This window comes from Mixta sp. Marseille-Q2659 (assembly GCF_940807255.1).
GTDB lineage: Bacteria > Pseudomonadota > Gammaproteobacteria > Enterobacterales > Enterobacteriaceae > Mixta.
Map to the genome: position 1 here is coordinate 107,824 of NZ_CALNWY010000009.1, position 23,621 is coordinate 131,444.

Annotated in this window: 24 protein-coding genes and 1 pseudogene; 20 read left to right on the top strand and 5 right to left on the bottom strand. The window is 56.0% G+C overall.

Translation table 11 applies throughout. From position 1 onward, the window contains the following. Window positions 1-91: 91 nt before the first annotated feature. The 4 genes and pseudogenes from P3C52_RS09120 to glnB all read left to right on the top strand — a co-directional run bounded on the left by P3C52_RS09120 (window position 92) and on the right by glnB (window position 4,046). Window positions 92-1,515, top strand: a pseudogene (locus P3C52_RS09120) (HAMP domain-containing sensor histidine kinase). Window positions 1,516-1,521: 6 nt separating this feature from the next. Further along, a complete protein-coding gene (gene qseG, locus P3C52_RS09125; RefSeq protein ID WP_275554702.1) occupies window positions 1,522-2,250 on the top strand; it encodes a two-component system QseEF-associated lipoprotein QseG in 729 nt (242 codons plus the stop codon). After that, on the top strand, window positions 2,250-3,584 hold the full coding sequence (gene glrR, locus P3C52_RS09130; RefSeq protein WP_275554703.1) for a two-component system response regulator GlrR: 1,335 nt from the start codon (window positions 2,250-2,252) through the stop codon (window positions 3,582-3,584). The genes qseG and glrR overlap by 1 nt, the downstream gene beginning before the upstream one ends. A 123-nt stretch (window positions 3,585-3,707) precedes the next feature. After that, window positions 3,708-4,046: a nitrogen regulatory protein P-II gene (glnB, locus tag P3C52_RS09135; protein WP_038624670.1), complete on the top strand. Its 339-nt coding sequence runs from the start codon at window positions 3,708-3,710 to the stop codon at window positions 4,044-4,046. A gap of 88 nt (window positions 4,047-4,134) precedes the next feature. Here the strand turns inward: glnB and P3C52_RS09140 are convergent, their stop codons facing one another. Continuing rightward, window positions 4,135-4,827, bottom strand: coding sequence for an aspartate/glutamate racemase family protein (locus P3C52_RS09140; protein WP_275554704.1), 693 nt, complete (start codon window positions 4,825-4,827; stop codon window positions 4,135-4,137). A 38-nt stretch (window positions 4,828-4,865) separates the two neighbouring features. After that, on the bottom strand, window positions 4,866-6,050 hold the full coding sequence (gene hmpA, locus P3C52_RS09145) for an NO-inducible flavohemoprotein (protein WP_275554705.1): 1,185 nt from the start codon (window positions 6,048-6,050) through the stop codon (window positions 4,866-4,868). A gap of 320 nt (window positions 6,051-6,370) precedes the next feature. Between hmpA and glyA the strand changes: the two genes are divergently transcribed. Both glyA and P3C52_RS09155 read left to right on the top strand, forming a co-directional pair. Next, a complete protein-coding gene (gene glyA, locus P3C52_RS09150; protein WP_275554706.1) occupies window positions 6,371-7,624 on the top strand; it encodes a serine hydroxymethyltransferase in 1,254 nt (417 codons plus the stop codon). Window positions 7,625-7,755: 131 nt separating this feature from the next. After that, window positions 7,756-8,907 (top strand): 3-phenylpropionate MFS transporter, encoded by a 1,152-nt coding sequence (locus tag P3C52_RS09155; RefSeq protein WP_275554707.1) that lies wholly within the window; start codon window positions 7,756-7,758, stop codon window positions 8,905-8,907. On the opposite strand, the gene csiE is transcribed toward P3C52_RS09155, so the two are convergent. Beyond that, window positions 8,893-10,161: a stationary phase inducible protein CsiE gene (csiE, locus tag P3C52_RS09160; protein ID WP_275554708.1), complete on the bottom strand. Its 1,269-nt coding sequence runs from the start codon at window positions 10,159-10,161 to the stop codon at window positions 8,893-8,895. The two genes, P3C52_RS09155 and csiE, sit on opposite strands and share 15 nt — an antisense overlap. A gap of 151 nt (window positions 10,162-10,312) precedes the next feature. Here csiE and P3C52_RS09165 point away from each other — a divergent pair, with 151 nt between their 5' ends. Then, window positions 10,313-10,942, top strand: coding sequence for a DUF1007 family protein (locus tag P3C52_RS09165; protein ID WP_275554724.1), 630 nt, complete (start codon window positions 10,313-10,315; stop codon window positions 10,940-10,942). After that, complete coding sequence (locus P3C52_RS09170) at window positions 10,933-11,919, top strand: nickel/cobalt transporter (RefSeq protein ID WP_275554709.1); 987 nt, start codon at window positions 10,933-10,935, stop codon at window positions 11,917-11,919. The genes P3C52_RS09165 and P3C52_RS09170 overlap by 10 nt, the downstream gene beginning before the upstream one ends. A gap of 66 nt (window positions 11,920-11,985) precedes the next feature. Here P3C52_RS09170 and suhB read toward each other — a convergent pair whose 3' ends face one another. Then, window positions 11,986-12,789, bottom strand: a complete 804-nt coding sequence (gene suhB / locus P3C52_RS09175; protein ID WP_275554710.1) for an inositol-1-monophosphatase — start codon at window positions 12,787-12,789, stop codon at window positions 11,986-11,988. Between the two features lie 120 nt (window positions 12,790-12,909). On the opposite strand from suhB, the gene trmJ reads away from it, so the two are divergent. The 11 genes from trmJ (at window position 12,910) to sseB (ending at window position 21,487) form a co-directional block, all read left to right on the top strand. Then, window positions 12,910-13,638 carry a tRNA (cytosine(32)/uridine(32)-2'-O)-methyltransferase TrmJ gene (gene trmJ, locus P3C52_RS09180; protein ID WP_275554711.1) on the top strand — a complete coding sequence of 243 codons (729 nt, stop codon included), beginning with the start codon at window positions 12,910-12,912 and terminating at the stop codon, window positions 13,636-13,638. 131 nt (window positions 13,639-13,769) lie between these two features. Next, window positions 13,770-14,264 (top strand): Fe-S cluster assembly transcriptional regulator IscR, encoded by a 495-nt coding sequence (iscR, locus tag P3C52_RS09185; RefSeq protein ID WP_275554712.1) that lies wholly within the window; start codon window positions 13,770-13,772, stop codon window positions 14,262-14,264. A 39-nt stretch (window positions 14,265-14,303) separates the two neighbouring features. After that, window positions 14,304-15,518 carry an IscS subfamily cysteine desulfurase gene (locus P3C52_RS09190; protein WP_275554713.1) on the top strand — a complete coding sequence of 405 codons (1,215 nt, stop codon included), beginning with the start codon at window positions 14,304-14,306 and terminating at the stop codon, window positions 15,516-15,518. A 24-nt stretch (window positions 15,519-15,542) separates the two neighbouring features. Further along, window positions 15,543-15,929 (top strand): Fe-S cluster assembly scaffold IscU, encoded by a 387-nt coding sequence (gene iscU, locus P3C52_RS09195; protein WP_103060082.1) that lies wholly within the window; start codon window positions 15,543-15,545, stop codon window positions 15,927-15,929. Between the two features lie 10 nt (window positions 15,930-15,939). After that, window positions 15,940-16,263, top strand: coding sequence for an iron-sulfur cluster assembly protein IscA (gene iscA, locus P3C52_RS09200; RefSeq protein WP_275554714.1), 324 nt, complete (start codon window positions 15,940-15,942; stop codon window positions 16,261-16,263). An 82-nt stretch (window positions 16,264-16,345) separates the two neighbouring features. Then, window positions 16,346-16,864, top strand: a complete 519-nt coding sequence (gene hscB / locus P3C52_RS09205; protein WP_275554715.1) for a co-chaperone HscB — start codon at window positions 16,346-16,348, stop codon at window positions 16,862-16,864. Window positions 16,865-16,878: 14 nt separating this feature from the next. Next, entirely contained in the window at window positions 16,879-18,729 is a 1,851-nt protein-coding gene (hscA, locus tag P3C52_RS09210) for a Fe-S protein assembly chaperone HscA (RefSeq protein WP_275554716.1), read from the top strand. A 3-nt stretch (window positions 18,730-18,732) separates the two neighbouring features. Then, window positions 18,733-19,068, top strand: a complete 336-nt coding sequence (gene fdx / locus P3C52_RS09215; RefSeq protein WP_275554717.1) for an ISC system 2Fe-2S type ferredoxin — start codon at window positions 18,733-18,735, stop codon at window positions 19,066-19,068. A gap of 52 nt (window positions 19,069-19,120) precedes the next feature. Then, window positions 19,121-19,321 carry a Fe-S cluster assembly protein IscX gene (gene iscX, locus P3C52_RS09220; RefSeq protein WP_275554718.1) on the top strand — a complete coding sequence of 67 codons (201 nt, stop codon included), beginning with the start codon at window positions 19,121-19,123 and terminating at the stop codon, window positions 19,319-19,321. 49 nt (window positions 19,322-19,370) lie between these two features. Next, window positions 19,371-20,657, top strand: coding sequence for an aminopeptidase PepB (gene pepB, locus P3C52_RS09225; protein ID WP_275554719.1), 1,287 nt, complete (start codon window positions 19,371-19,373; stop codon window positions 20,655-20,657). A 41-nt stretch (window positions 20,658-20,698) separates the two neighbouring features. After that, window positions 20,699-21,487 carry an enhanced serine sensitivity protein SseB gene (gene sseB, locus P3C52_RS09230; RefSeq protein ID WP_275554720.1) on the top strand — a complete coding sequence of 263 codons (789 nt, stop codon included), beginning with the start codon at window positions 20,699-20,701 and terminating at the stop codon, window positions 21,485-21,487. Between the two features lie 245 nt (window positions 21,488-21,732). On the opposite strand, the gene sseA is transcribed toward sseB, so the two are convergent. Beyond that, complete coding sequence (gene sseA / locus P3C52_RS09235) at window positions 21,733-22,581, bottom strand: 3-mercaptopyruvate sulfurtransferase (RefSeq protein WP_275554721.1); 849 nt, start codon at window positions 22,579-22,581, stop codon at window positions 21,733-21,735. A 481-nt stretch (window positions 22,582-23,062) separates the two neighbouring features. Between sseA and ndk the strand changes: the two genes are divergently transcribed. After that, window positions 23,063-23,494, top strand: coding sequence for a nucleoside-diphosphate kinase (gene ndk / locus P3C52_RS09240; RefSeq protein ID WP_103060076.1), 432 nt, complete (start codon window positions 23,063-23,065; stop codon window positions 23,492-23,494). Window positions 23,495-23,621 lie beyond the last annotated feature (127 nt).

Genomic DNA, 23,621 nt, shown 5'->3' on the forward strand with positions numbered 1-23,621 from the left:
CCGCGTTTCCTGCCGTCGCCCCTTTTATCAGGCTTTCTTCCCGTCGCGTTGTTGGTTAGCATCCTCCTCACGTTAATAAAGGATAATGCGCGTGAAAAACTGGCGACTCTTTCCCCGTTCTCTGCGTCAGCTGGTGCTGATGGCCTTTTTGCTGGTACTGCTGCCGCTGCTGGTCCTCGCCTGGCAGGCCTGGGAAAGCTTGTCGGCGCTCAGCCAGCAGGCGGCCGACACCAACCGCACCACCTTAACCGACGTGCGTCGCAGCGAGGCGATGGCGCGCACCGCGCTGGAGCTTGAGCGTAGCTATCGACAATATTGCGTTCTCGGCGATCTGGTACTGGCGCGTCTCTATCAGACGCAGCGCGCGCGCTACTCACAGATGCTGGATGCCCATGCGCAGGTGCTGCCCGATCTGCGCGCCTGGCAAAGCCTGCGCCAGACGTTGACCCAGCTGGAACAGCTGCACTGCCTGAACAGTAATCCGATTAATTCCGCCGCTGACAGTCTGGAAAAATTTTCCAGTGCTAATGCGCTTATGGTTCAGGCTACGCGCGAGGCGGCGTTTACGCGCGGTTTGCAGCTACAGCGGGAAATTGCCGAGCGTGGCCAGTTCTTCGGCTGGCAGGCGTTGCTGTTATTTCTGGTCACGCTGGCGCTGGTACTGTTATTTACCCGTATGATTATCGGGCCGGTAAAAGGCGTCGAGCGCATGATTAACCGACTGGGCGAAGGCAGACCGATCGGCAATATGGCCAGCTTCAAAGGGCCGCGCAGATCCGCGCGCTGGGGCAGCGCATTTTGTGGCTTAGCGAGCGGCTGGCATGGCTGGAGTCTCAGCGCCATGAATTTTTGCGCCATATCTCACATGAGTTAAAAACGCCGCTCGCCAGCATGCGGGAAGGAACAGAGCTACTGGCTGACGAAGTGGCCGGGCCGCTCACCGCCGATCAGAAAGAGGTGGTGACCATCCTTGACGGCAGCAGCCGCCATTTACAACGTCTGATCGAGCAGTTGCTGGACTATAACCGCAAGCTGGGCGATACGCCGCAGCCGCTGGAAACCGTTAATCTCGAAGAGATCATCCACAGCGTCATCGATGCCCACGCACTGCCTGCGCGCGCCAAACTGATGCAAACCGAGGTCGATTTGCAAATAAAAAGCTGTCGCGCCGAGCCGGTGCTGCTAACACGCGTAATCGATAATCTCTACTCCAACGCTGTATATTACGGCGCTGAATCCGGTACCATTTGGCTGCGTAGCCAAAAGCAAGGCAATCGGGTGTGGATTGATGTCGCCAATACCGGTACGCCTATCCCTGAAGCCGAACAGGCGATGATTTTTGAGCCTTTTTTCCAGGGAAGCCAACAGCGTAAAGGCGCGGTTAAAGGCAGCGGTTTGGGACTGAGCATTGCAAAAGATTGCCTGCGGCGTATGCAGGGCGATCTGCATTTAATACCCACGGAAGAGGCGGACGTTTGCTTCCGTATCGAACTTAATTTGAGCGTCGGGAAATGACAGCTAATGACAATTTTTACATTCTCTGCCGCACAAGGTTTTGGACGACGAATGCTGTTGCTGGCGTCGTTGTTAATAACGGCCTGCCAGCAGCAGCCGCACAGCGTATTGCCGCGTCAGGCCGCTGCGCTGCCGGAGCCGGAAATTCATATCATTGATTATCTTGCCGTTGACTGTACCCGCGTCTGGCAGATTGATGATGACAACAGCATAAAGAATCCACTCTGCTGGATGCGCGCCATTGACTGTGCGGCGCGCCTGTCGCCGATTCAGGCGCGCGCGGAAGCCCATCGCTGGCCGGCAAGCAACTGGCAAAGCAGCTTCAAGCAGGGGATCTTATTAGATAACGGCAATGTCACGCCGGTTGAGCGGCGTCAGTATGTCGACCGGCTGGACAGTTTCAGCATGGTCTGGCCTGTTTCGGTGCGACCGCTGATTCAGCTCTGGCGCGCCAATCAGGCGGCCCAGCTCGATTTATCGGAAAGCCGCACGCGGTATCATCACCTGCAGCAAACCAGCGATAACCAGCTTGATGAGTTGCGCCAAAAGCAGGTCAGGCTGAACCGCGAGCTGGTGGAAACGCGCCGCAAGCTGGAGACGCTGACCGATATTGAACGGCAGCTTTCTTCACGTAAGTCGCCTGACGTTTCCGAAAATAATCATGCCGATGAGAACAGCGTCAGCAATACGCCCGCGCCATCTGGCGAAAACAGTAATGATAAAGAGGCGCAATAATGCCACGTAACTCTGCCCGTCTGCTGCTGGTTGATGACGATCCGGCGCTGCTAAAACTGTTAGGGATGCGTCTGACCAGTGAGGGATTTCAGGTTGCCACCGCTGGCAGCGGGCCAGACGCGCTGCGCCAGCTGAATAAAGAGAAGGTCGATCTGGTGATCAGCGATTTGCGCATGGATGAGATGGATGGACTGGCGCTGTTTGGCGAGATCCAGAAGCTGAATCCGGGCCTGCCGGTGATTATTCTTACGGCGCATGGTTCGATACCGGAAGCGGTCTCGGCGACTCAGCAGGGCGTATTTAGTTTCCTGACCAAACCCGTGGATCGCGATGCCTTGTATAAGGCGATTGATGAGGCGCTGGCGCACAGCGCGCCCGCCAGTAATGATACCTGGCGTGAAGCTATCGTCACCCGCAGCCCGCTGATGCAGCGTCTGCTGGAGCAGGCGCATATGGTGGCGCAATCGGACGTCAGCGTGCTGATTAACGGGCAAAGCGGCACCGGCAAAGAGGTGCTGGCGAAGGCGATCCATGCCGCCAGCCCGCGCGCCGGTAAGCCGTTTATCGCCATTAACTGCGGCGCGCTGCCGGAGCAGCTGCTGGAATCGGAGCTGTTCGGTCACGCCAGAGGCGCCTTCACCGGCGCGGTCAGCGCGCGTGAAGGGCTGTTTCAGGCGGCTGAAGGAGGAACGCTGTTTCTGGATGAAATCGGCGATATGCCGCAGACGCTACAGGTAAAACTGCTGCGCGTGTTACAGGAGCGCAAAGTGCGTCCGCTGGGCAGCAATCGCGATCTGGATATTAATGTGCGCATCCTTTCCGCAACGCATCGCGATCTGCCGAAAGCGATGGAAAAGCAGGAGTTCCGTGAAGATCTCTTTTATCGTCTGAATGTCGTGAGCCTGAAAATTCCGGCACTGCACGAACGCGCCGAGGATATTCCGCTGCTGGCGAATCATCTGCTGCGTCAGGCGGCGGAGCGGCATAAGCCCTTTGTGCGCACGTTTTCTACCGATGCGATGAAGCGTTTGATGAGCGCCAGCTGGCCCGGCAACGTGCGTCAGCTGGTTAACGTTATTGAGCAGTGCGTCGCGCTTACTTCCGCGCCGGTTATTAGTGAAGCGCTGGTAGAGCAGGCGCTGGCGGGTGAAAATACCGTGCTGCCCACGTTTGTCGAAGCGCGTAACCAGTTTGAGCTGAATTATCTGCGTAAGCTGTTACAGATGACGAAGGGCAATGTGACTAACGCGGCGCGGCTGGCAGGGCGTAATCGCACCGAGTTTTATAAGCTGCTGGCGCGTCATGAACTGGATGCCACCGACTTCAAAGAGTAGTTTTTAGTGCCGCAGCGGCGGCCAGATATGTTAGTTTAGCCTGCGAAAAAGACAGGGCGTATCTACCGCACATATACTGAGTGTTACCCGTCCGGCCACGGAGGGAGAGAAAAAGGGTCCGTTATGAAAAAGATTGACGCAATTATCAAACCGTTCAAGCTCGATGATGTACGCGAAGCGCTGGCTGAAGTCGGCATTACCGGGATGACCGTGACTGAAGTAAAAGGGTTCGGTCGCCAGAAAGGGCATACGGAACTCTATCGCGGCGCTGAGTATATGGTCGATTTTCTGCCGAAGGTAAAAATTGAAATCGTCGTCGCGGACGATATTGTCGATACCTGTGTTGATACCATTATGCAGACCGCGCAGACCGGTAAAATCGGCGATGGCAAAATCTTTGTTTACGACGTAGCGCGCGTGGTGCGTATCCGTACCGGCGAAGAAGATGAAGAAGCGATCTGATTTTTACTCGCTGAAAAAAGCCAGCCCCGTCAGGCGCTGGCTTTTTTATGGTGACCGGTAAACCGCCTCCGACCGAGAAAGCGATTTATTACGCCAGCGCCAGCGCGACGGCGGCGTCAGCATGAATGCGCGTGGTATCAAACAGCGGAACGGCAGCGTCCTGTTGATCGATAAGCAGCGTGATCTCCGTGCAGCCCATCACTATCGCCTCAGCGCCCTGATCGACCAGATCGGCAATCACCGCCCGATACTTTTCACGCGAGGCCGCATTAATATGGCCCAGGCACAGCTCCTGATAGATTACCTGATGCACCGTTTCGCGTCCGGTTTCATCCGGGATCAGCACATCAATGCCGTGGTCAACCTGCAGACGCTGTTTATAAAAGTCCTGTTCCATCGTGAAGCGCGTACCCAGCAGGCCGACTTCACGCAGCCCGGCCGTCTTGATCGCTTCGGCGGTGGCATCGGCGATATGCAGCAGCGGCAGCGAAACCGCCGCCGTGATTGCTGGCGCAATTTTGTGCATGGTATTGGTACAGAGAACGAGAAAATCAGCGCCCGCTTTTTCTAAGGAACGGGCCGCTGCCGCCAGTTTTTCACCGGCCTGCTGCCAGTCGCCTGCCGCCTGCAACTGCTCTATTTCATAAAAATCGACGCTGTACATAATAAGCCGGGCGGAATGTAATCCGCCAAGCTGCGCGTTCACGCCTTCGTTGATAATTTTGTAATAGAGCGCCGTCGACTCCCAGCTCATGCCGCCCAGCAAACCAATGGTTTTCATGCCTCACCTGCGTAAATATCGGGGTTCAGCTCACCAGCTTAAACCACTTTATGCGGGCCAAACACCTCATAATGAATATGCTGATTCGGCACGCCCGCGTCCAGCAGCTGGCGGGCGACAAATTGCATAAAGCTGACCGGGCCGCACAGATAATATTGACGGTTAGCGTCAGCCAGATCTGCTGCAATGGTCGACAGGTTCATGGTCCCCTGCTCGTTAAAACGTCCGGCATCTTCGGCCAGCGGCTGGCGATACCAGACATGGCTGCTGAAATGCGGAAGCTGCGCACCGGTTTGCACTACTTCATCGGCAAAGGCGTGCAGCGATCCATTCTCTGCCGCGTGCAGCCAGCTTACTGGCGCCTGATGCTGCTCTTTAGCCAGTACATGCAGCATCGCCAGCATTGGCGTTAAGCCTACGCCCGCTGAAATCAGGGTAACCGGCGTGGCCGGGTCGACCTGCAGGAAGAAATCGCCAGCCGGCGCCGCCAGATTCACCACGTCACCGACCTTCGCTTTAGCATGCAGCCAGCCGGAAACCGTACCCATGGCCTCACGTTTTACGGCGATACGATAGCTTTGACCATTTGGCGCATGGGTCAGGGAATACTGGCGGATCTCATGATTCGCAAAGTCAGGATCCTGAACATGAATGCCCAAATATTGACCCGGATTAAAATCGGCCACCGCCTTGCCATCGACCGGCATCAGGGTAAAGCTTTTAATTACCTCGCTCTGCTGCCCGATTTCAGCGATGCGGAAAGGCCGCGTACCGCGCCAGCCGCCAGGTTTCACTTCGTGTTCGTGATAGATCTCTTCTTCACGCTGGATAAACACATTAGCCAGCACGCCGTAGGCCTTTGCCCAGGCATCCAGCACTTCAGCGCCCGGATGCAGCATTTCATCGATGGTTGCCAGCAGATGTTTACCAACAATCTGATACTGCTCAGGCTTAACCGAAAAGCTGGTGTGTTTCTGGGCGATACGTTCTACGGCAGGCAACAGCGCCGCCAGGTTTTCCAGATTAGCGCCGTAAGCGCAGATTGCGTCAAACAGGGCCTGACGCTGATCGCCATTGCGCTGGTTGCTCATATTGAACACATCTTTCAGCTCAGGATTATGGGTAAACATCCGGTCATAAAAGTAAGCGGTCAGCGCAGGTCCGGTTGCCGCAACGGCAGGCAGAGTAGATTTAACAGTGGCGATAGTCTGGGCATCAAGCATGGTGGCTCTCCGTGAGTTCTATAAATTGTATTTTAAATGCATGTTAAAGGGTTTTGTCGATATATGTAAATAACCCTGCAAAAATAAAGGTGGCTCTGGTTAATAATAATGAAAAATTTGCACGCTGCCGCTGAACAATTCTCGCGTTTGATAACAAGTATCAAACCGGCTGTAAGCCTTGCCAGCTCTCAAGCCAATCGTTTGCGTAAAAAGCCGCCTTTGACGCTATGCTTCCACCTGCAAAAGGGTTTACACTGTGGCCCTTCGCCCGTCAGGGCCAATATCGTGCCGTTAAAAGTTAGCTGAGTCAGGAGATGCGGATGTTAAAGCGAGATATGAACATTGCCGATTACGATGCCGAGTTGTGGCAGGCGATGGAGCAAGAAAAAGTTCGTCAGGAAGAACACATTGAACTGATTGCTTCAGAAAACTACACCAGCCCGCGCGTAATGCAGGCACAAGGTTCACAGCTGACCAATAAATATGCCGAAGGCTATCCGGGCAAACGCTACTACGGCGGTTGTGAATATGTCGATATCGTTGAGCAGCTGGCTATCGATCGCGCCAAAGCGCTGTTTGGCGCCGATTATGCTAACGTCCAGCCGCATTCTGGTTCGCAGGCGAACTTCGCGGTCTATACCGCGCTGCTCCAGCCGGGCGACACCATTCTGGGCATGAACCTTGCTCACGGTGGTCACCTGACGCACGGCTCGCCGGTCAATCTCTCCGGCAAGCTCTATAACGTGGTGCCTTACGGCATCGATGAAACCGGCAAAATTAATTATGACGAGCTGGCTTCGCTGGCGCAGCAGCACAAGCCGAAAATGATCATCGGCGGTTTCTCCGCCTATTCTGGCGTGTGCGACTGGGCCAAAATGCGTGAAATCGCTGACAGCGTCGGCGCTTACCTGTTTGTCGATATGGCGCACGTGGCGGGCCTGATCGCTGCTGACGTTTATCCGAACCCGGTTCCGCATGCGCATATCGTGACCACCACCACCCATAAAACGCTGGCGGGTCCGCGCGGCGGCCTGATTCTGGCAAAAGGCGGTGATGAGGATCTGTATAAGAAGCTGAACTCTGCCGTCTTCCCTGGCGGTCAGGGCGGCCCGCTGATGCACGTTATCGCTGGTAAAGCGGTCGCGCTGAAAGAAGCGATGGAGCCGGAATTTAAAACCTACCAGCAGCAGGTGGCGAAAAACGCCAAAGCGATGGTCGAAGTCTTCCTGGAGCGCGGTTACAACGTGGTTTCCGGCGGAACGTTCAACCACCTGTTCCTGCTGGATCTGGTAGATAAAAACCTGACCGGTAAAGAAGCCGATGCCGCGCTGGGCCGTGCCAATATTACCGTTAACAAAAACAGCGTGCCGAACGATCCGAAAAGCCCGTTTGTTACCTCTGGTATCCGTATCGGTACGCCAGCTGTAACCCGTCGCGGCTTTAAAGAAGCTGAAGTACGTGAACTGGCCGGCTGGATTGTTGATGTGCTGGATAACATCAACGATGAAGCGACCATTGAACGCATTAAGCAGAAAGTTTTGGAAATCTGCGCGCGTTTCCCGGTCTACGCCTGATAAGATCTCTCTCGCTTTAAGTAAAAAGCCTCGTCCAGCCGGACGGGGCTTTTTTACCTTCGTTAAAAACCTTCACAATTGCTTATCCTTCCCCGATTTGCCAAAGTAAGCGCCTCATTCCAGGGGGAAATATGACGGTCCGTTCAACATACTGGTTAGCACTCGGTTACTTTACCTACTTCTTTTGTTATGGCATCTATCTTCCCTTTTGGGCGGTTTGGCTAAAAGGCACCGGCCTCGATGCGGAAAAAATCGGCCTGCTGTTGGGCGCAGGGATGATTGCCCGCTTCGTCGGCAGCCTGCTAATCGCCTCACGGGTGCGCGATCCGTCGCAGCTGGTGTTGGCGCTGCGCCTGTTGGCCTTACTGACGCTGCTCTGCGCTGCTGGTTTCTGGCTGGGACAACAATGGCTGTGGCTGCTGCTGGTGATGATCGGTTTTAACCTGTTTTTCTCCCCGCTGGTGCCGCTAAGTGATGCGCTGGCAGCCACCTGGACGCGGCAAATCGCGCTGCCTTACGGGCCGGTAAGGCTGTGGGGATCGCTGGCTTTCGTCATCAGTTCGGCGCTGACCGGCATGTTGATCACCGCCTGGAACAGCGAAGCGATTCTCGCGCTGTTAAGTCTCGGTATTGTGATGATGCTGGGCGGAATGCTGCTACGTCCGGCGGTGATGCCGCTGGGCGAAGCGCGCGAGACCGACGCCGCCGGCTGGGCTGAGTGGAAAACGATGCTGCGGGAAAACAGCGTCTGGCGTTTTCTGCTGTGCGTGACGCTGATGCAGGGCGCGCACGCCGCCTATTATGGCTTTAGCGCGCTCTGGTGGCAGCAGGCGGGCTATTCCGCCAGCGTGGTGGGTTATTTATGGTCGCTGGGCGTGGTGGCGGAAATCATTATTTTTGCTTTGAGTAACCGGCTGTTTCGCCGCTGGAGCGCGCGCGATCTGCTGTTGCTGTCGGGTATCTGCGCGCTGCTGCGCTGGGGTCTGATGGCCAGCACCACGCAGCTCCCCTGGTTGATTGTCGCGCAGGTCCTGCACTGCGGCAGCTTCACCGTATGTCATCTGGCGGCGATGCGTTTTATTGCAGCGCGGCAGGGCGGGGAAGTGATCCGCTTGCAGTCGGTTTACTCGGCGCTGGCGATGGGCGGCGGCATTGCGGTGATGACGATGGTTTGCGGCGTGCTGTTTACTCACCTGGAAGGCAAGATTTTCTGGGTTATGGCGCTGCTGGTGGTGCCTGCGCTATTTTTACGTCCGCGCGTGCAGCCGTCAGGACTCCAGTAACAGGCGAATACGCTGCTGCTGATGCGCGCTTAACGGCAGTTCGGCGTGAATCATCGGCGGCGAATAGAGCGGAAGCGGAGCGGCATAAGGGGAGACGACCAGCGTAACGCCTCTGGGCGCGCCATTGCGTTGAAACTCATTCATCGATAAATATTTAATTGTTAGCGGCAACAGTGTTAGCTCCCGCAGCTGTTGCTCTAACTGCTTTTCCAGCGCCTCGTTCTCGCCGGTTAACAGTAAGACCTGCTTCTCCTGTAAGGCATTCTCCTGCATCAGCCATGCGCCAAAAATAACCGCAATCAATCCCAGCTCTTCAGCAGAAAAACGGATGCCGTAGTGATTCTCAAAATTTTCAATAGCGTTTTGCGTGGTGCGTAGCAGGCGCGGATAAAGCCGGATAACCTCCTCCGACAAACTGTTATCGATGCCGACGCAAAAGTGACAGCGATCCAGCGCCTGCGCCAGATGCGTATACAGCTGGCTGCATAAGCCCTGTTCATCGCTAAAGCGCATGCCCGACAGCGCCTGAAAGCGCGCCATCAGCAACCGCGTTTGCTCCATTAATTGCTGTTCCCACTGCTGCTGTAGCCGCCCGGCGGAAGGCGCGTGGATCATGCTGAACAGCAGCGTATAAAAATCGACTTCGCTGGCGTCGGGCGCAAAGCGGCAGCGGCGCTGCCAGTGTTGAATAACCGCCTGCGCCGCCAGCCGCTCGGCTTTATTTTCCAGCCACTGCCGCTGCGGCGACGAGAAAACAGCCTGACGTGTATGGCACAGCGAATACTGCATAAAGAGCTGGAGAAACAGGCGATCGCGCGGGCTGAAATTACGCTGAAGACGTCCGGCGCAGTGTTGGATCAGCGCCTGCAGATTACGCTCGCTGTATAACAGCTTTTCTATCTGGCGCGCCTGTAGCTGCTGATGCAGAGCGGGAATAAAAGTATTTTCGATAAAGACCGGCGAAACACGCAGCGCACGACGCAGCCAGTGCAACAGGCACAAGCGCATATCCAGTTCGCTGCCGCGTAATGAAAGCGTGCCGTCCTGCGGTTGATCGATGCCAAGCTGGTGATAACGCTGGATCTCTTCGTTAACCTCCGCTATATCTTGCCGGGCAAGCGTCAGGTCCACGCAATTGAGTTGGCACAGACTGTCCAAGGTTAATACAGGTTCAGGCAGATAGAGCATTAGCAGGAGATGACAACGACGCTGGGAACTGGAGAAGAGTGGTGCTGTAGTTGTAGCAGAACTCATCGTGAATTTTCCGGTCAGTCATACCAAGAATAAGCATAGACAACCGTTGCGACAACAAACGAACGCTGGCACTTTTTTATCCAGACGTTAACCTGGCTCACAGAATTGCCGCACAGGAAAAGCAATAACCGTGAAATTTTTACCTTACTACCTGCTCAGGCGCGTCGGCGGCGCGCTGGCTTTACTTCTCTCTCCGCTGGCCTGGGCGCATCCGCACAGCTTTATCGCGATGCAAACCACGCCGGTTATCAGTGATAACCAGCTGACCGGCTTAAAAATGGTCTGGACGATGGATGAGATCACCTCGGCGGATCTGCTTTATGATGCGGGCAGCGCGACGCCCGATTCGCCCGTCTGGAAAAAACTGGCGGCGGAGGTGATGGCGAACGTACTGGCGCAGCACTATTTCACCGAATTCTGGCACCAGGGCAAGGCGGTAAAATTTCAAAATCTACCGCCGTCCTATGCGCTGGCGCGCAAGGGCGCAAAAGCGGTGCTGACATTCGTACTGCCGCTGGCGCAGCCGCAGCCTTTAGCGGGCCAAACCTATAAATTCAGCACCTTTGATCCCACCTATTTTGTCGATATGAGCTGGCACGATGAACAGGCGCTAAACCTGCCGGAAGCGGTTAAAGCGCGCTGCAAGCTGACGCTGACCACGCCGGAACCGGATGCTTCGCTGAAAGCCTTCGCCCTGTCGCTGGATAAAGCCGATGCGCCGCCGGAAAGCATGGATCTTGGTCGCCAGTTCGCTCAAACGGTAACGCTCTCATGTCAATAAGCCTGGAATCTCGTCAGTCGGGCCGAAGCAGCCTTTGGCCGCTTTGGGGAATGTTAACCCTGGTCCTGCTGGCCGCGGTCGCCGCCTGGTGGTTCTGGCCACAGTTGCTGTGGCAAAGCGTCAGCTGGCAGAAAGCGCTGCATCAGCAGATGACCGGTCTTTTACAGCAGGTTGCACAGCAGCCGCAGCAGGCGGGGCTGGCCCTGGTCGGCTTCAGTCTGATCTATGGCATTCTGCATGCATTGGGACCAGGCCATGGCAAAGTGGTGATCGCGACGTTCCTTGCGACCCATCCCACGCGCCTGAAAACCAGCCTGAAGCTGACGTTGGCCGCCGCGCTGGTTCAGGGCGCCGTCGCGGTAGGGCTGGTTACGCTGATGCTGATTATTCTGCAAGCTTCTTCACGCCAGCTGCATCTCAGCAGCTTCTGGCTGGAAAAGGGCAGCTATTTGCTGGTGGTCGGGCTTGGTCTCTGGCTCTGCTGGCGCGCGCTGCGTCAGCTGATGCGCCTGCGTAGGGGGAAAATGCGCATTCAACAGCTGCGTCCGATCGATCATCAACATGATGAACATTGCGGCTGCGGTCATCAGCATCTGCCCGACAACGAACAGCTAATGCGCGCCACCGGCTGGAAGACCTCATTGCTGGTGGTGTTGTCGATGGGGCTGCGTCCCTGTTCCGGCGCGATTATGATGCTGCTCTTTTCGCGCGTCATCGGCGTTTACGGCTGGGGTGTGATCGGCGCGCTGGCGATGGCGCTGGGAACGGCGCTAACGGTTTCGGTCATGGCGCTGCTGGTGCAAAGCGCGCGGGCGCTGGCGATAAGGCTAAACCGACGCGCGGCGCCAGCGCCCTGGCAACGTGTGGCGCTGCACAGCCTGGCGCTGGCGGGCGGCCTGTTGCTGATCGCCGGCGGCATCATACTGTGGCTAAGCGCGCAACCAGCGGTGTCCGGTGGACTGCGCGCGCTGCGCTAACCGCCGAAAAAAGATAAAAAAAGCCGCGCCCTGTAACAGGCGCGGCTTTTTTATCACCACTGAGAATTAACGCTTCAGCGCGTCGCTCAGCTCATCACGCATGGAAGCCAGCATCGCTTTCACCACACGCGGGTTGCCGGAAACGATGTTGCCGCTGCTCATAAAGCCGTGGCCGCCGGTAAAATCGGTAACCAGTGCGCCAGCTTCACGGGCAATCAGCTCGCCTGCCGCGAAATCCCACGGCTTCAGGCCGATTTCAAAGTAGCCGTCAACGCGGCCAGCAGCGACATAGCACAGGTCCAGCGCGGCGGAGCCGGTACGACGGAAGTCGGCGCACTCGGTAAACAGCTTGGTCACCACTTTCATATAGGTGGCGGCGTGCTGCTTCTGCTTAAACGGGAAGCCGGTCGCCAGAATGGTGCCGTCCAGATCGCGCGCATTGCTGCCGCGCAGACGATAGCCGTTCAGCTGAGCGCCCTGGCCGCGTACCGCAGTAAAGAGTTCATTGCGCATCGGATCGTAAACCACCGCAACTTCAGTGCGGCCTTTAATACGAACGGCGATAGAGACCGCGAAGTGCGGTAAGCGTTTGATAAAGTTGGTGGTGCCATCCAGTGGATCGATAACCCATTGAACATCCTGGTCTTCTGCCGCCAGTTCGCCACTCTCTTCGCCGATAATGGTGTGCTGCGGATAAGATTTGCGAATCACCTCAATAATCAGGCGCTCGGCGTCGCGGTCAACATTGGTCACGAAATCGTTGCTGCCTTTCTGGCTGGCTTCAACGGCATCAGGGGTTTCGTAATTTTTGGCGATTAAATTGCCTGCCTTGCGCGCGGCGCGCACGGCGATGTTGAGCATCGGATGCATCAGTATCTCTCACTGGATGTTAAAGAACGGGAAAACGGCGCGGAGTATAGCAGGGAGTTCGGAAAATGTCCTGCATTATGTTAGCATGCGCGCATTATCTCACTGACCTTCTCGAGTTGTATGCTGCAAAATATTCGTATTGTGCTGGTGGAAACCTCTCACACCGGCAATATGGGTTCCGTCGCGCGCGCGATGAAAACCATGGGGCTGACGAACCTTTATCTGGTTAATCCGCTGGTTAAGCCTGACTCGCAGGCTATTTCGCTCGCTGCTGGCGCCAGCGATGTGATTGGCGACGCGGTCATTGTCGATTCGCTGGATGAGGCGATTGCCGGTTGCAGTCTGGTGGTCGGCACCAGCGCCCGTTCACGGACGCTGCCCTGGCCGATGCTGGACGCCCGCGAATGCGGCGTGAAATGCGTGGAAGAAGGCGCACAGGCGCCGGTCGCCATTGTCTTTGGCCGCGAGCGCGTCGGGCTGACCAACGATGAGCTGCAAAAGTGTCACTATCACGTCGCGATCCCTGCTAACCCGGAATACAGCTCGCTGAACCTGGCGATGGCGGTACAGATCCTCGCTTATGAAGTGCGCATGGCTTTCCTGCAAAGCGATCGCGTTGAGCAGCCGCAGTATGAAGAAAGCCCTTATCCGTTAGTGGACGATCTGGAGCGTTTCTATCAGCACATGGAACAGATGATGATTGCCAGCGGCTTTATCCGCCAGGCCAATCCGGGACAGGTGATGAGCAAGCTGCGTCGTCTTTACACGCGCGCCCGTCCTGAGCGTGACGAGCTGAATATTCTGCGCGGTATGCTGGCTTCATTTGAGAAAAAGCGCGGCGGCAACTAAGCGACGCGACGGCGGATAATAGTTGAGTGTTTTACCAGGTTAAATAGTTGACCAAAACACTCAGGAATGTCAGACTTGCGGCCAACAAATGTAAACTCCGCCAACCGGGTATAACAGAAGGTCGCCAAGCTATGAGACTGACATCAAAAGGCCGTTACGCCGTTACCGCGATGCTTGACGTTGCACTGCACTCACACGAAGGGCCGGTACCGCTGGCTGATATTTCAGAGCGACAGGGGATCTCTCTCTCTTACCTTGAACAGCTTTTTTCGCGCCTGCGTAAAAACGGCCTAGTTGCCAGCGTACGCGGGCCGGGCGGTGGTTACCTGTTGGGTAAAAACGCGGCTGAAATCGCTGTTGGCGCGGTGATTACCGCCGTGGACGAATCGGTTGACGCGACGCGCTGCCAGGGCAAAGAAGGCTGTCAGGGCGGCGAGCGTTGTCTGACTCACGTACTGTGGCACGATTTAAGCGAACGCATCAGTGATTTTTTGAACAACATTACGCTGGCTGAGCTGGTGAATAATAAAGAAATTCTTGATATTGCGGATCGCCAGAATAATGAAACGCGCCGTATGGCGAACGGCCGCGCGCAGGAAACCATTAATATAAATCTGCGGGCCTGATAATTTTTGATTTGAAGCGATGTACGGAGCTTAAGAGCAATGAAATTACCGATTTACCTGGATTATTCCGCTACCACGCCTGCCGATCCGCGTGTGGCGGAAAAGATGATGCAGTATCTCACCCTGGACGGGACTTTCGGTAACCCGGCCTCTCGTTCACACCGTTTCGGCTGGCAGTCGGAAGAGGCGGTAGATATCGCCCGTAACCAGATCGCCGATCTGGTTGGCGCCGATCCGCGTGAGATTGTCTTTACCTCCGGCGCGACCGAATCTGATAACCTGGCGATTAAAGGCGCCGCGCAGTTTTATCAGAAAAAAGGCAAGCACATCATTACCAGCAAAACCGAGCATAAAGCGGTGCTGGATACCTGCCGCCAGCTGGAACGCGAAGGGTTTGAAGTGACTTACCTGGCACCGCAAAGCAACGGCATTATCGATTTGCAGGCGCTGGAAGCGGCAATGCGTGACGACACCATTCTGGTTTCTATCATGCATGTCAATAACGAAATCGGCGTGGTGCAGGATATCGCTACCATCGGTGAAATGTGCCGCGCGCGCGGTATCATCTACCACGTTGATGCGACGCAAAGCGTCGGCAAACTGCCGATCGATCTCAGCCAGCTGAAAGTGGATCTGATGTCTTTCTCCGCGCATAAAATCTACGGCCCGAAAGGTATCGGCGCGCTTTATGTTCGCCGCAAGCCGCGTATTCGTCTGGAAGCGCAGATCCACGGCGGCGGTCACGAACGCGGTATGCGTTCCGGTACCTTGCCGGTGCATCAGATTGTCGGCATGGGCGAAGCTTACCGTATCGCGAAAGAAGAGATGGCAAGCGAGATGGCGCGTCTGCGCACGCTGCGCAATCGCCTGTGGGACGGCCTGAAAGATATTGAAGAAGTCTATCTGAACGGCGATCTGGAGCAGGGCGCACCAAACATTCTTAACGTCAGTTTCAACTATGTTGAAGGCGAATCGCTGATCATGGCGCTGAAAGACCTGGCGGTCTCCTCCGGCTCCGCCTGTACTTCCGCCAGCCTGGAACCCTCCTACGTACTGCGTGCGCTGGGCATGAGCGATGAGCTGGCCCACAGTTCAATCCGTTTCTCTCTTGGCCGCTTCACGACTGAAGAAGAGATTGATTACACCATTGCGCTGGTGCGCAAATCCATTGGCCGACTGCGTGAGCTTTCTCCTCTGTGGGAAATGTTTAAGGCGGGCGTGGATTTGAACAGCATTGAATGGGCGCATCATTAATTTCAGGTTTCAGGAGAACAGATCATGGCTTACAGCGAAAAAGTAATCGATCACTACGAAAATCCGCGCAACGTTGGCTCTTTTGACAACAGCGATCCCTCTATCGGCAGCGGCATGGTCGGCGCGCCAGCCTGCGGCGACGTAATGAAGCTGCAAATCAAGGTGAGCGACAGCGGCATCATCGAAGATGCGCGTTTCAAAACCTATGGCTGCGGCTCCGCCATTGCTTCCAGTTCGCTGATTACCGAATGGGTGAAAGGCAAATCTCTCGATGAAGCGGCAGCGATTAAAAACACCCAGATCGCCGAAGAACTGGAACTGCCACCGGTAAAAATTCACTGCTCAATCCTGGCAGAAGACGCCATCAAGGCCGCCATCGCGGATTACAAGAGCAAAAAAGACGCACAGTAAGGGGGAAACGATGTCTATTACCCTGAGCGACAGCGCGGCCTCACGCGTAAGCAACTTTTTGCATAATCGCGGTAAAGGCTTTGGCCTGCGTCTTGGCGTGCGCACCTCCGGCTGTTCCGGCATGGCTTATGTGCTGGAATTCGTTGATGCGCCCCAGCCGGAAGATACCGTCTTTGAAGATAAAGGCGTCAACGTGGTTATCGATCCGAAGAGCCTGATTTACCTCGACGGCACCGAGCTTGATTTCGTGAAGGAAGGTCTGAACGAAGGGTTCAAGTTCAATAACCCGAACATGAAAGATGAATGCGGCTGCGGAGAAAGCTTCAACGTGTAACGTTGGCGCAGCGGCAGGTCAAATCGCTCCGGGAACGGAGCGATTCTTTTTATGCGCTCCTCTGTTATCAACCGAGTCTGCTATGGATTACTTCACTCTATTTGGATTGCCGCAATCTTTTGAGATTGATGCAGCCCAACTGACTGCCCGTTTTCAGGAGCTGCAGCGTCAGTTCCATCCCGATCGCTTTGCCTCACAGCCGGAGCGTGAACGTCTTCAGGCCTTACAGCAGGCCGCCACCATTAATCAGGGTTATCAGGCGCTGCGCCAGCCGTTGCCGCGTGCGGAATATCTGCTCTCGCTGCATGGTTTCGATATTAATAACGAACAGCATACGATGCGCGATACCGCTTTCCTGATGGAACAGCTGGAACTGCGTGAAGAGCTGGATGCCATCGAAAGCGCGCCCGACGCCGAAGCGAAACTGCAAACTTTTATGCAGCGTCTTGCCGCGATGATTGCGCAGCGCAGCCAGCAAATGCAGCAGGAGCTGGCGGCCGGGCAATGGAGCGAAGCGGCAGATACGGTGCGCAAGCTGCGTTTTCTCGCTAAACTGCGCAGCCAGACAGAACAGCTGGAAGAGAAGCTGCTCGATTTTTAACCGGGAAGAGTAACATGGCGTTATTACAAATTAGCGAGCCGGGCCTGAGTGCAGCGCCGCACCAGCGTCGTCTGGCTGTTGGCATCGATCTGGGCACCACCAACTCTTTAGTCGCCACCGTGCGCAGCGGACAGGCAGAAACCCTGCCCGATGCGCAGGGTCGTCATCTTTTGCCTTCCGTCGTGCGCTATCAGGCGCAGCAAAACCAGCTGGGTTGGGACGCGCGCCAGCAGGCGGCGACCGATCCGGTCAATACCATCAGTTCGGTTAAGCGGCTGATGGGCCGATCCCTTAGCGATATTCAGCAGCGTTATCCGCACCTGCCTTATCAGCTTCAGGCAAGCGAAAACGGCTTACCAATGATTCAGACGGCGGCGGGCCTGGTGAATCCGGTTCGCGTGTCGGCTGACATTTTGCAGGCGCTCGCCGATCGCGCGCGCGAAAGCTTACAGGGCGAGCTGGACGGCGTAGTGATTACCGTTCCTGCCTATTTCGATGATGCCCAGCGTCAGGGCACCAAAGATGCTGCGCGCCTGGCCGGACTCAACGTGCTGCGTCTGCTGAACGAACCTACCGCTGCGGCTATCGCCTATGGTCTGGATTCCGGCCAGGAAGGGGTCATTGCGGTTTACGATCTCGGCGGCGGCACCTTCGATATTTCCGTACTGCGCCTGAGCCGCGGCGTGTTTGAAGTGCTGGCGACCGGCGGCGATTCGGCGTTGGGTGGCGACGATTTCGATCACCTGCTGGCCGACTGGCTGCGCGAGCGGGCTGGCCTGCACGATCGCGGCGATCATGGCGTACAGCGCCAGCTGCTGGACAGCGCAATAGCCGCCAAAATTGCCCTCAGCGAACAGGACAGCACAACGGTAACGCTGGGCGACTGGCAGGGCGTGGTTACGCGCGCTGACTTCGACGGCTTAATCGCCGTGCTGGTGAAACGCACGCTGCTGGCCTGTCGCCGCGCGTTGAAAGATGCGGGCGTGACGCCGGAAGAGGTGCTGGAAGTGGTGATGGTCGGCGGCTCTACGCGCGTTCCGCTGGTGCGAGAAAAGGTCGGCGAATTTTTTGGTCGCCAGCCGCTAACCACCATCGATCCCGATAAAGTGGTTGCCATCGGCGCGGCGATTCAGGCGGATATTCTGGTCGGCAACAAGCCGGACAGCGACATGCTGCTGCTGGATGTTATTCCGCTTTCGCTGGGTCTCGAAACCATGGGCGGCCTGGTCGAGAAAGTGATCCCGCGCAATACCACCATTCCCGTGGCGCGCGCGCAGGATTTCACCACCTTTAAAGATGGCCAGACGGCGATGAGCATCCATGTGCTGCAAGGCGAACGTGAAATGGTTGCCGACTGCCGTTCGCTGGCGCGTTTTGCCCTGCGCGGCATTCCAGCCTTGCCTGCCGGCGGCGCCCATATTCGCGTCACCTTCCAGGTCGATGCGGACGGTTTGCTGAGCGTAACGGCGATGGAAAAATCGACCGGCGTGGAAGCCTCGATTCAGGTGAAGCCTTCCTACGGCCTGACTGAAAACGAAATCGCCAGTATGATTACCGATTCCATGGCCAATGCTCAGCAGGACGTGGCGGCGCGTAAGCTGGCGGAACAAAAAGTAGAAGGCCTGCGCGTGCTGGAAAGCCTGGCTGGCGCGCTGGCAGACGATGCCGCGTTGCTGAACCAGCAAGAGCTGCACAGCATTCAGCAGGCGCAACAGCAGCTACATGAAGCACTTCGCGGCGATGAGGCGGACGCCATCAGCGCAGCGGTAAAACAACTTGATAAAGTAACCCAGGATTTTGCCGCCCGTCGTATGGACAACTCCGTCCGTCGCGCGCTGGCCGGTCATTCTGTGGATGAGGTTTGATCAATGCCGAAGATTGTCTTTTTACCCCATCAGGATTTGCTGCCGGAAGGCGGCGTATTCGACGCCGAAGAGGGCGATACCATTCTTGACGTCGCGCTGCGCAACGGCATTGAACTGGAACACGCCTGTGAAAAATCCTGTGCCTGCACCACCTGCCACTGCATTGTGCGCGAAGGCTTCGATTCCCTGCCGGAAAGCAGCGAAGATGAAGATGATATGCTGGACAAGGCTTGGGGGCTGGAGCCGGAAAGCCGTCTTGGCTGCCAGGCGAGGGTCACGGATGAGGACTTAGTGGTGGAAATTCCCCGCTATACCATCAACCACGCGCGCGAGCATTAATTTAACAACGGGTCGGCCTCTAAGCCGGCCCGTTTTTAACTGAGGAAAGATTGTGGGACTGAAATGGACCGACAGCCGTGAAATCGGCGAAGCCTTGTACGATGCTTATCCTGATATCGATCCGAAAACGGTGCGCTTTACCGATATGCACCAATGGATTTGTCAGCTTGAGGAGTTTGATGATAATCCTGACGCCTCCAACGAAAAAATTCTTGAGGCGATTCTGCTGGTCTGGCTGGATGAGTTTGCATAAATCCGGCAGGTTCACTTCTCGTTTCAGATAAAGATAAGGAATCACATAAATGGCAACTGAAAAGATGAATATCGTCCTGTCCACGACGGCAGCCGATGCGCGCTGGGGCGAAAAAGCGATCCTCAGCAGCAGTGACGACGGGATGACAATCCACCTGACCGGTGGTGATGCGCTGGCAACCGTTCAGCGCGCGGCGCGTAAAATCGACGGCCAGGGCATTCGCCATGTGGCTTTGAGTGGCGACGGTTGGGATCTGGAAAAAAGCTGGGCCTTCTGGCAGGGCTATCGCGGGCCGAAAGGCGAGCGCACCATTGAGTGGGCGCCGCTGGGCGACAGCGAACGTGAAGAGTTGGATCGCCGTCTGAATATTATCGACTGGGTGCGCAATGTTATTAACCAGCCCGCGGAAGAGCTGGGACCAGAGCAGCTGGCGCGGCGCGCGGTCGATTTAATCAGTAAATATGCCGGGGATGCGGTTAGCTATCGCATTACCAAAGGCGAAGATCTGCGTGAGCAGAACTATATGGGCCTGCATACCGTGGGACGTGGTTCGTCGCGTAGCCCGGTGCTGCTGGCGCTTGACTATAATCCCGGCGGCGATGAAAACACGCCGGTTTACGCCTGTCTGGTCGGGAAAGGGATTACTTTCGATACCGGCGGCTACAGCCTGAAACAAAGCGCCTTCATGGATTCCATGAAGTCAGATATGGGCGGCGCAGCGACCGTCACCGGCGCGTTAGGCCTGGCCATCGCGCGCGGTCTGAAAAAACGCGTGAAGCTCTATCTCTGCTGTGCCGATAACATGGTGAGCGGTAACGCTTTCCGCCTGGGCGATATTATTCGCTATCGTAACGGCAAAACCGTTGAGGTGATGAACACCGATGCGGAAGGTCGTCTGGTTTTAGCTGACGGCCTGATTGATGCCAGCCAGCAACAGCCGCAGCTGTTGATTGATGCCGCGACGCTGACCGGCGCCGCCAAAACCGCGCTGGGCAATGATTATCACGCGCTGTTTACCTTTGACGATGCGCTGGCGCAGCAGCTGTTAAACAGCGCCGCCAGTGAAAATGAAGCCTTCTGGCGTCTGCCGCTGGCGGAGTTCCATCGTAATCACCTCTCATCAAACTTTGCTGATTTAAATAATATCGCGGGCGCAGCGCATACCGCAGGCGCCAGTACGGCGGCGGCGTTTCTGTCGCATTTCGTCAGCAATTATCAGCAGGGCTGGCTGCACATTGACTGCTCCGCAACCTATCGCAAAGGCGCGGTTGACCAGTGGTCGGCGGGCGCAACCGGGCTTGGCGTGCGCACCATCGCCAACCTGTTGCTGAAATAAGCGCGACGGGCGCAGGCCCGATGAGAGAAAGCAGAAAGAGCATGAATCAAATAGATAAAAACGCGAATCAGCGTCTGGAAGAGGTGCTGAAGCTGGCGGCCACCGAACCTGCCCATCGACCAGAGTTTTTTACGCTGCTGATGGAGGCCAGCGTGTGGGTGCCGGGCCGCAGCACGGACGAACAGCTGGACGCCACGACGCCGGTTGAGCTGCAGCACTGGGAAAAAGAGGACGGAACCAGCGTTATTCCGTTTTTTACCTCAGAAGCAGCGATGGCGGAAGCGACAGAGGGCGAGCAGTCTTACGTGATGCTGCCGGTACGCACGCTGTTTGAAATGACGCAGGGCGAGACGCTATTCCTCAATCCCAAACTGCCGACAGGAAAGGAATTTTCTCCGCGTGAGATTGCGCATCTGTTGGGGGAAGAGGGCAGCGCCCTTAGCCAGCAGACCGTGCTGGAAGGCGGCACGTCGCTGCTGTTATCCGAAGTGGCGGAACCGCCAGCACAGATGATCGATTCCCTGACGCAGCTGCTAAGCAAGTATAAGCAGGTGCGCCGGGCGTTTGTCGCGCATATTAAAGAGCAGGCGGACGATAAGCCTAATCTGCTGATCGCCATCGAAGCGGACGACGATATTGATACGATCATTCGCGCCGCGGGCGCTGTGGCGACCGATACGCTGCTGGAAGATGAGCCGGTAGATATTTGCCAGATTGTGGAAGGCGAAAAGGGCATTAGCCACTTCTTTACGGCGCATATTACGCCTTTCTATGAACGTCGCTGGGGCAGTTTCCTGCGCGAGTTTAAAGGCGGCCAGCGTATTATCTGAGGTTGGCCTGCAACCGGGCCGTATCGTTTATATCCGCGTTAAGGTTATGGAACCGAAGGGCCGCTTTGTCGGCCCTTTTTCACTGACGATGAGCCGTCCTGACTTGCGTTGACACATTTTCCGCAGGTTTAAGGAGAAGGCGTTAACCTGCGGCAAAACGAGTGATCAATTTAAAGCTATTTCCTCTGGCGGTGGTGTTAGCTCACCCAGGGTGTTGCTCATCGTCAGTGGTTCTGACTACAGCTTTAACTCTGTTTCGTCACCGGCAGATCGTCACGGCTTCCCCATTCGCTCCATGAACCGTCGTACAGCTTAACATCCTTCACGCCGAGCGCCGTCAGCGCCAGTATGGCAACGGCGGCCGTGACGCCGGAACCGCAGCTGGTTACGATGGGTTTGGTGAGATCGACGCCCTGGCGTTTAAAAATTGCTTCCAGTTCCACAGCAGGTTTTAGCTGCCCCTCAGCCACCAGTTCGCCCCACGGCACATTCAGGCTGCCGGGAATATGCCCCCGACGCAGGCCCGGACGCGGCTCGTCAACTTCACCGTTAAACCGGTTGGCCGGACGTGCATCGATAAGCTGCGACGTTCCTTCATGGCTGATAAGTAGCACGTCGGTGACGCTTCGCACTAAATCCGCATCGTAATGCGCCTCAAATTCCGCTTCCGGCAGGACAACCTCACCGGTTTGCAGCGCATAGCCGGCCTGCTTCCAGCCTGCCAGTCCGCCCGCCAAAATAGAAATCTGCTGTACGCCGAAAGCGCGCAGCATCCACCACGCGCGCGGTGCGGAGAACAGGTTGCCTTCGTCGTAAACCACCAGATGCTTGCTGCTGTCGACGCCCAGCTCGCGCATCGCCACGGCAAAGGTTTCCGCCCGCGGCATCATATGGGGATAAGGGCTGTGGTGATCGGACAGCTGCTCAATATCAAAAAAGGGCGCATTGGGCAGATGTCCGGCAGCGTATTCAGCGTGTATATCACGCAGATGCTCCTGGCCCGGCGGCAACATGCGCGCATCAATGATTTGTAAGTCAGGATCGTTCTGGTGTTCAGCCAACCATTGCGCGGTGACAAAAAGAGCAGATGTCATAACAGCCTCAATATTTGTTGATGTGCTATGAGTGTTATCGATCTTGCCGTTGACCTCAAGACGAAAACGGCAATGCCGCTAGCGGCGGCATAATTCTGGAAAAAGCCTTTGAAAAAACTGTGGGTTAGATTGCAAATTACATGTGTTATGAGGCCCGTCTCGTAAAAGGAAAGGTGCTTATCGTTTGATACTTGCGGATAAAGCGCGCCGGATGCGATAACAGCGCGGCATCGGCTACATCGCAACGAACGCGTTATCACCGGTTGCAGGAGAACGGCAAGATTCGAGGTTTCGCATAAAATTAATCGGGCCAGCTGGCCAGGAATGCAGCAGCTACGCGAGAAGGATCATATTTTTTCAATAAATTGCCGAATCTGAGATAGGCAAGCTGGCTCAGCCCCCCTATAATCGGCGCCGTTTTCACAGGTCGGTAGCAATATATTCAAACCGGCTTAACCTGGAAGTTAAGACAGAGGTCAACATGACAGTAGAACGTACCTTTTCCATCGTAAAACCGAACGCGGTGGCAAAAAACGTAATTGGTGCAATTTATAACCGTTTCGAAGCCGCAGGTTTCAAAATTGTTGCTGCAAAAATGCTGCACCTGACCAAGGAGCAGGCGGAAGGTTTTTATGCTGAGCATAAAGGCAAACCTTTCTTCGACGGTCTGGTAGAGTTCATGACCTCCGGTCCGATCGTTGTTTCCGTGCTGGAAGGTGAAAACGCCGTTCAGCGCCACCGCGATCTGATGGGCGCAACCAACCCGGCGAACGCGCTGGCTGGTACGCTGCGCGCTGATTACGCGGACAGCTTCACCGAAAACGCCACGCACGGTTCTGACTCTCAGGAGTCTGCCGCACGTGAAATCGCGTTTTTCTTCGGTGAAAACGAGATTTGCCCGCGCACCCGTTAATTAACGGATCGCCTGACCGCTCCGCTCAATGACGGTTACAAATTAATTGTCAGGTAAGCCGGTCATGCAATAGCTTCGTGCCAGCGTTATTTGTACAATAATGCGCCCTCATGAGTTTACTCAGCGA

Coding starts and splice junctions, on each gene's coding strand:
- qseG (WP_275554702.1), top strand. CDS start 1,522: ATGACAATTTTTACATTCTCTGCCGCACAAGGTTTTGGACGACGAATG.
- glrR (WP_275554703.1), top strand. CDS start 2,250: ATGCCACGTAACTCTGCCCGTCTGCTGCTGGTTGATGACGATCCGGCG.
- glnB (WP_038624670.1), top strand. CDS start 3,708: ATGAAAAAGATTGACGCAATTATCAAACCGTTCAAGCTCGATGATGTA.
- P3C52_RS09140 (WP_275554704.1), bottom strand. CDS start 4,827: ATGAAAACCATTGGTTTGCTGGGCGGCATGAGCTGGGAGTCGACGGCG.
- hmpA (WP_275554705.1), bottom strand. CDS start 6,050: ATGCTTGATGCCCAGACTATCGCCACTGTTAAATCTACTCTGCCTGCC.
- glyA (WP_275554706.1), top strand. CDS start 6,371: ATGTTAAAGCGAGATATGAACATTGCCGATTACGATGCCGAGTTGTGG.
- P3C52_RS09155 (WP_275554707.1), top strand. CDS start 7,756: ATGACGGTCCGTTCAACATACTGGTTAGCACTCGGTTACTTTACCTAC.
- csiE (WP_275554708.1), bottom strand. CDS start 10,161: ATGAGTTCTGCTACAACTACAGCACCACTCTTCTCCAGTTCCCAGCGT.
- P3C52_RS09170 (WP_275554709.1), top strand. CDS start 10,933: ATGTCAATAAGCCTGGAATCTCGTCAGTCGGGCCGAAGCAGCCTTTGG.
- suhB (WP_275554710.1), bottom strand. CDS start 12,789: ATGCATCCGATGCTCAACATCGCCGTGCGCGCCGCGCGCAAGGCAGGC.
- trmJ (WP_275554711.1), top strand. CDS start 12,910: ATGCTGCAAAATATTCGTATTGTGCTGGTGGAAACCTCTCACACCGGC.
- iscR (WP_275554712.1), top strand. CDS start 13,770: ATGAGACTGACATCAAAAGGCCGTTACGCCGTTACCGCGATGCTTGAC.
- P3C52_RS09190 (WP_275554713.1), top strand. CDS start 14,304: ATGAAATTACCGATTTACCTGGATTATTCCGCTACCACGCCTGCCGAT.
- iscU (WP_103060082.1), top strand. CDS start 15,543: ATGGCTTACAGCGAAAAAGTAATCGATCACTACGAAAATCCGCGCAAC.
- iscA (WP_275554714.1), top strand. CDS start 15,940: ATGTCTATTACCCTGAGCGACAGCGCGGCCTCACGCGTAAGCAACTTT.
- hscB (WP_275554715.1), top strand. CDS start 16,346: ATGGATTACTTCACTCTATTTGGATTGCCGCAATCTTTTGAGATTGAT.
- hscA (WP_275554716.1), top strand. CDS start 16,879: ATGGCGTTATTACAAATTAGCGAGCCGGGCCTGAGTGCAGCGCCGCAC.
- fdx (WP_275554717.1), top strand. CDS start 18,733: ATGCCGAAGATTGTCTTTTTACCCCATCAGGATTTGCTGCCGGAAGGC.
- pepB (WP_275554719.1), top strand. CDS start 19,371: ATGGCAACTGAAAAGATGAATATCGTCCTGTCCACGACGGCAGCCGAT.
- sseB (WP_275554720.1), top strand. CDS start 20,699: ATGAATCAAATAGATAAAAACGCGAATCAGCGTCTGGAAGAGGTGCTG.
- sseA (WP_275554721.1), bottom strand. CDS start 22,581: ATGACATCTGCTCTTTTTGTCACCGCGCAATGGTTGGCTGAACACCAG.
- ndk (WP_103060076.1), top strand. CDS start 23,063: ATGACAGTAGAACGTACCTTTTCCATCGTAAAACCGAACGCGGTGGCA.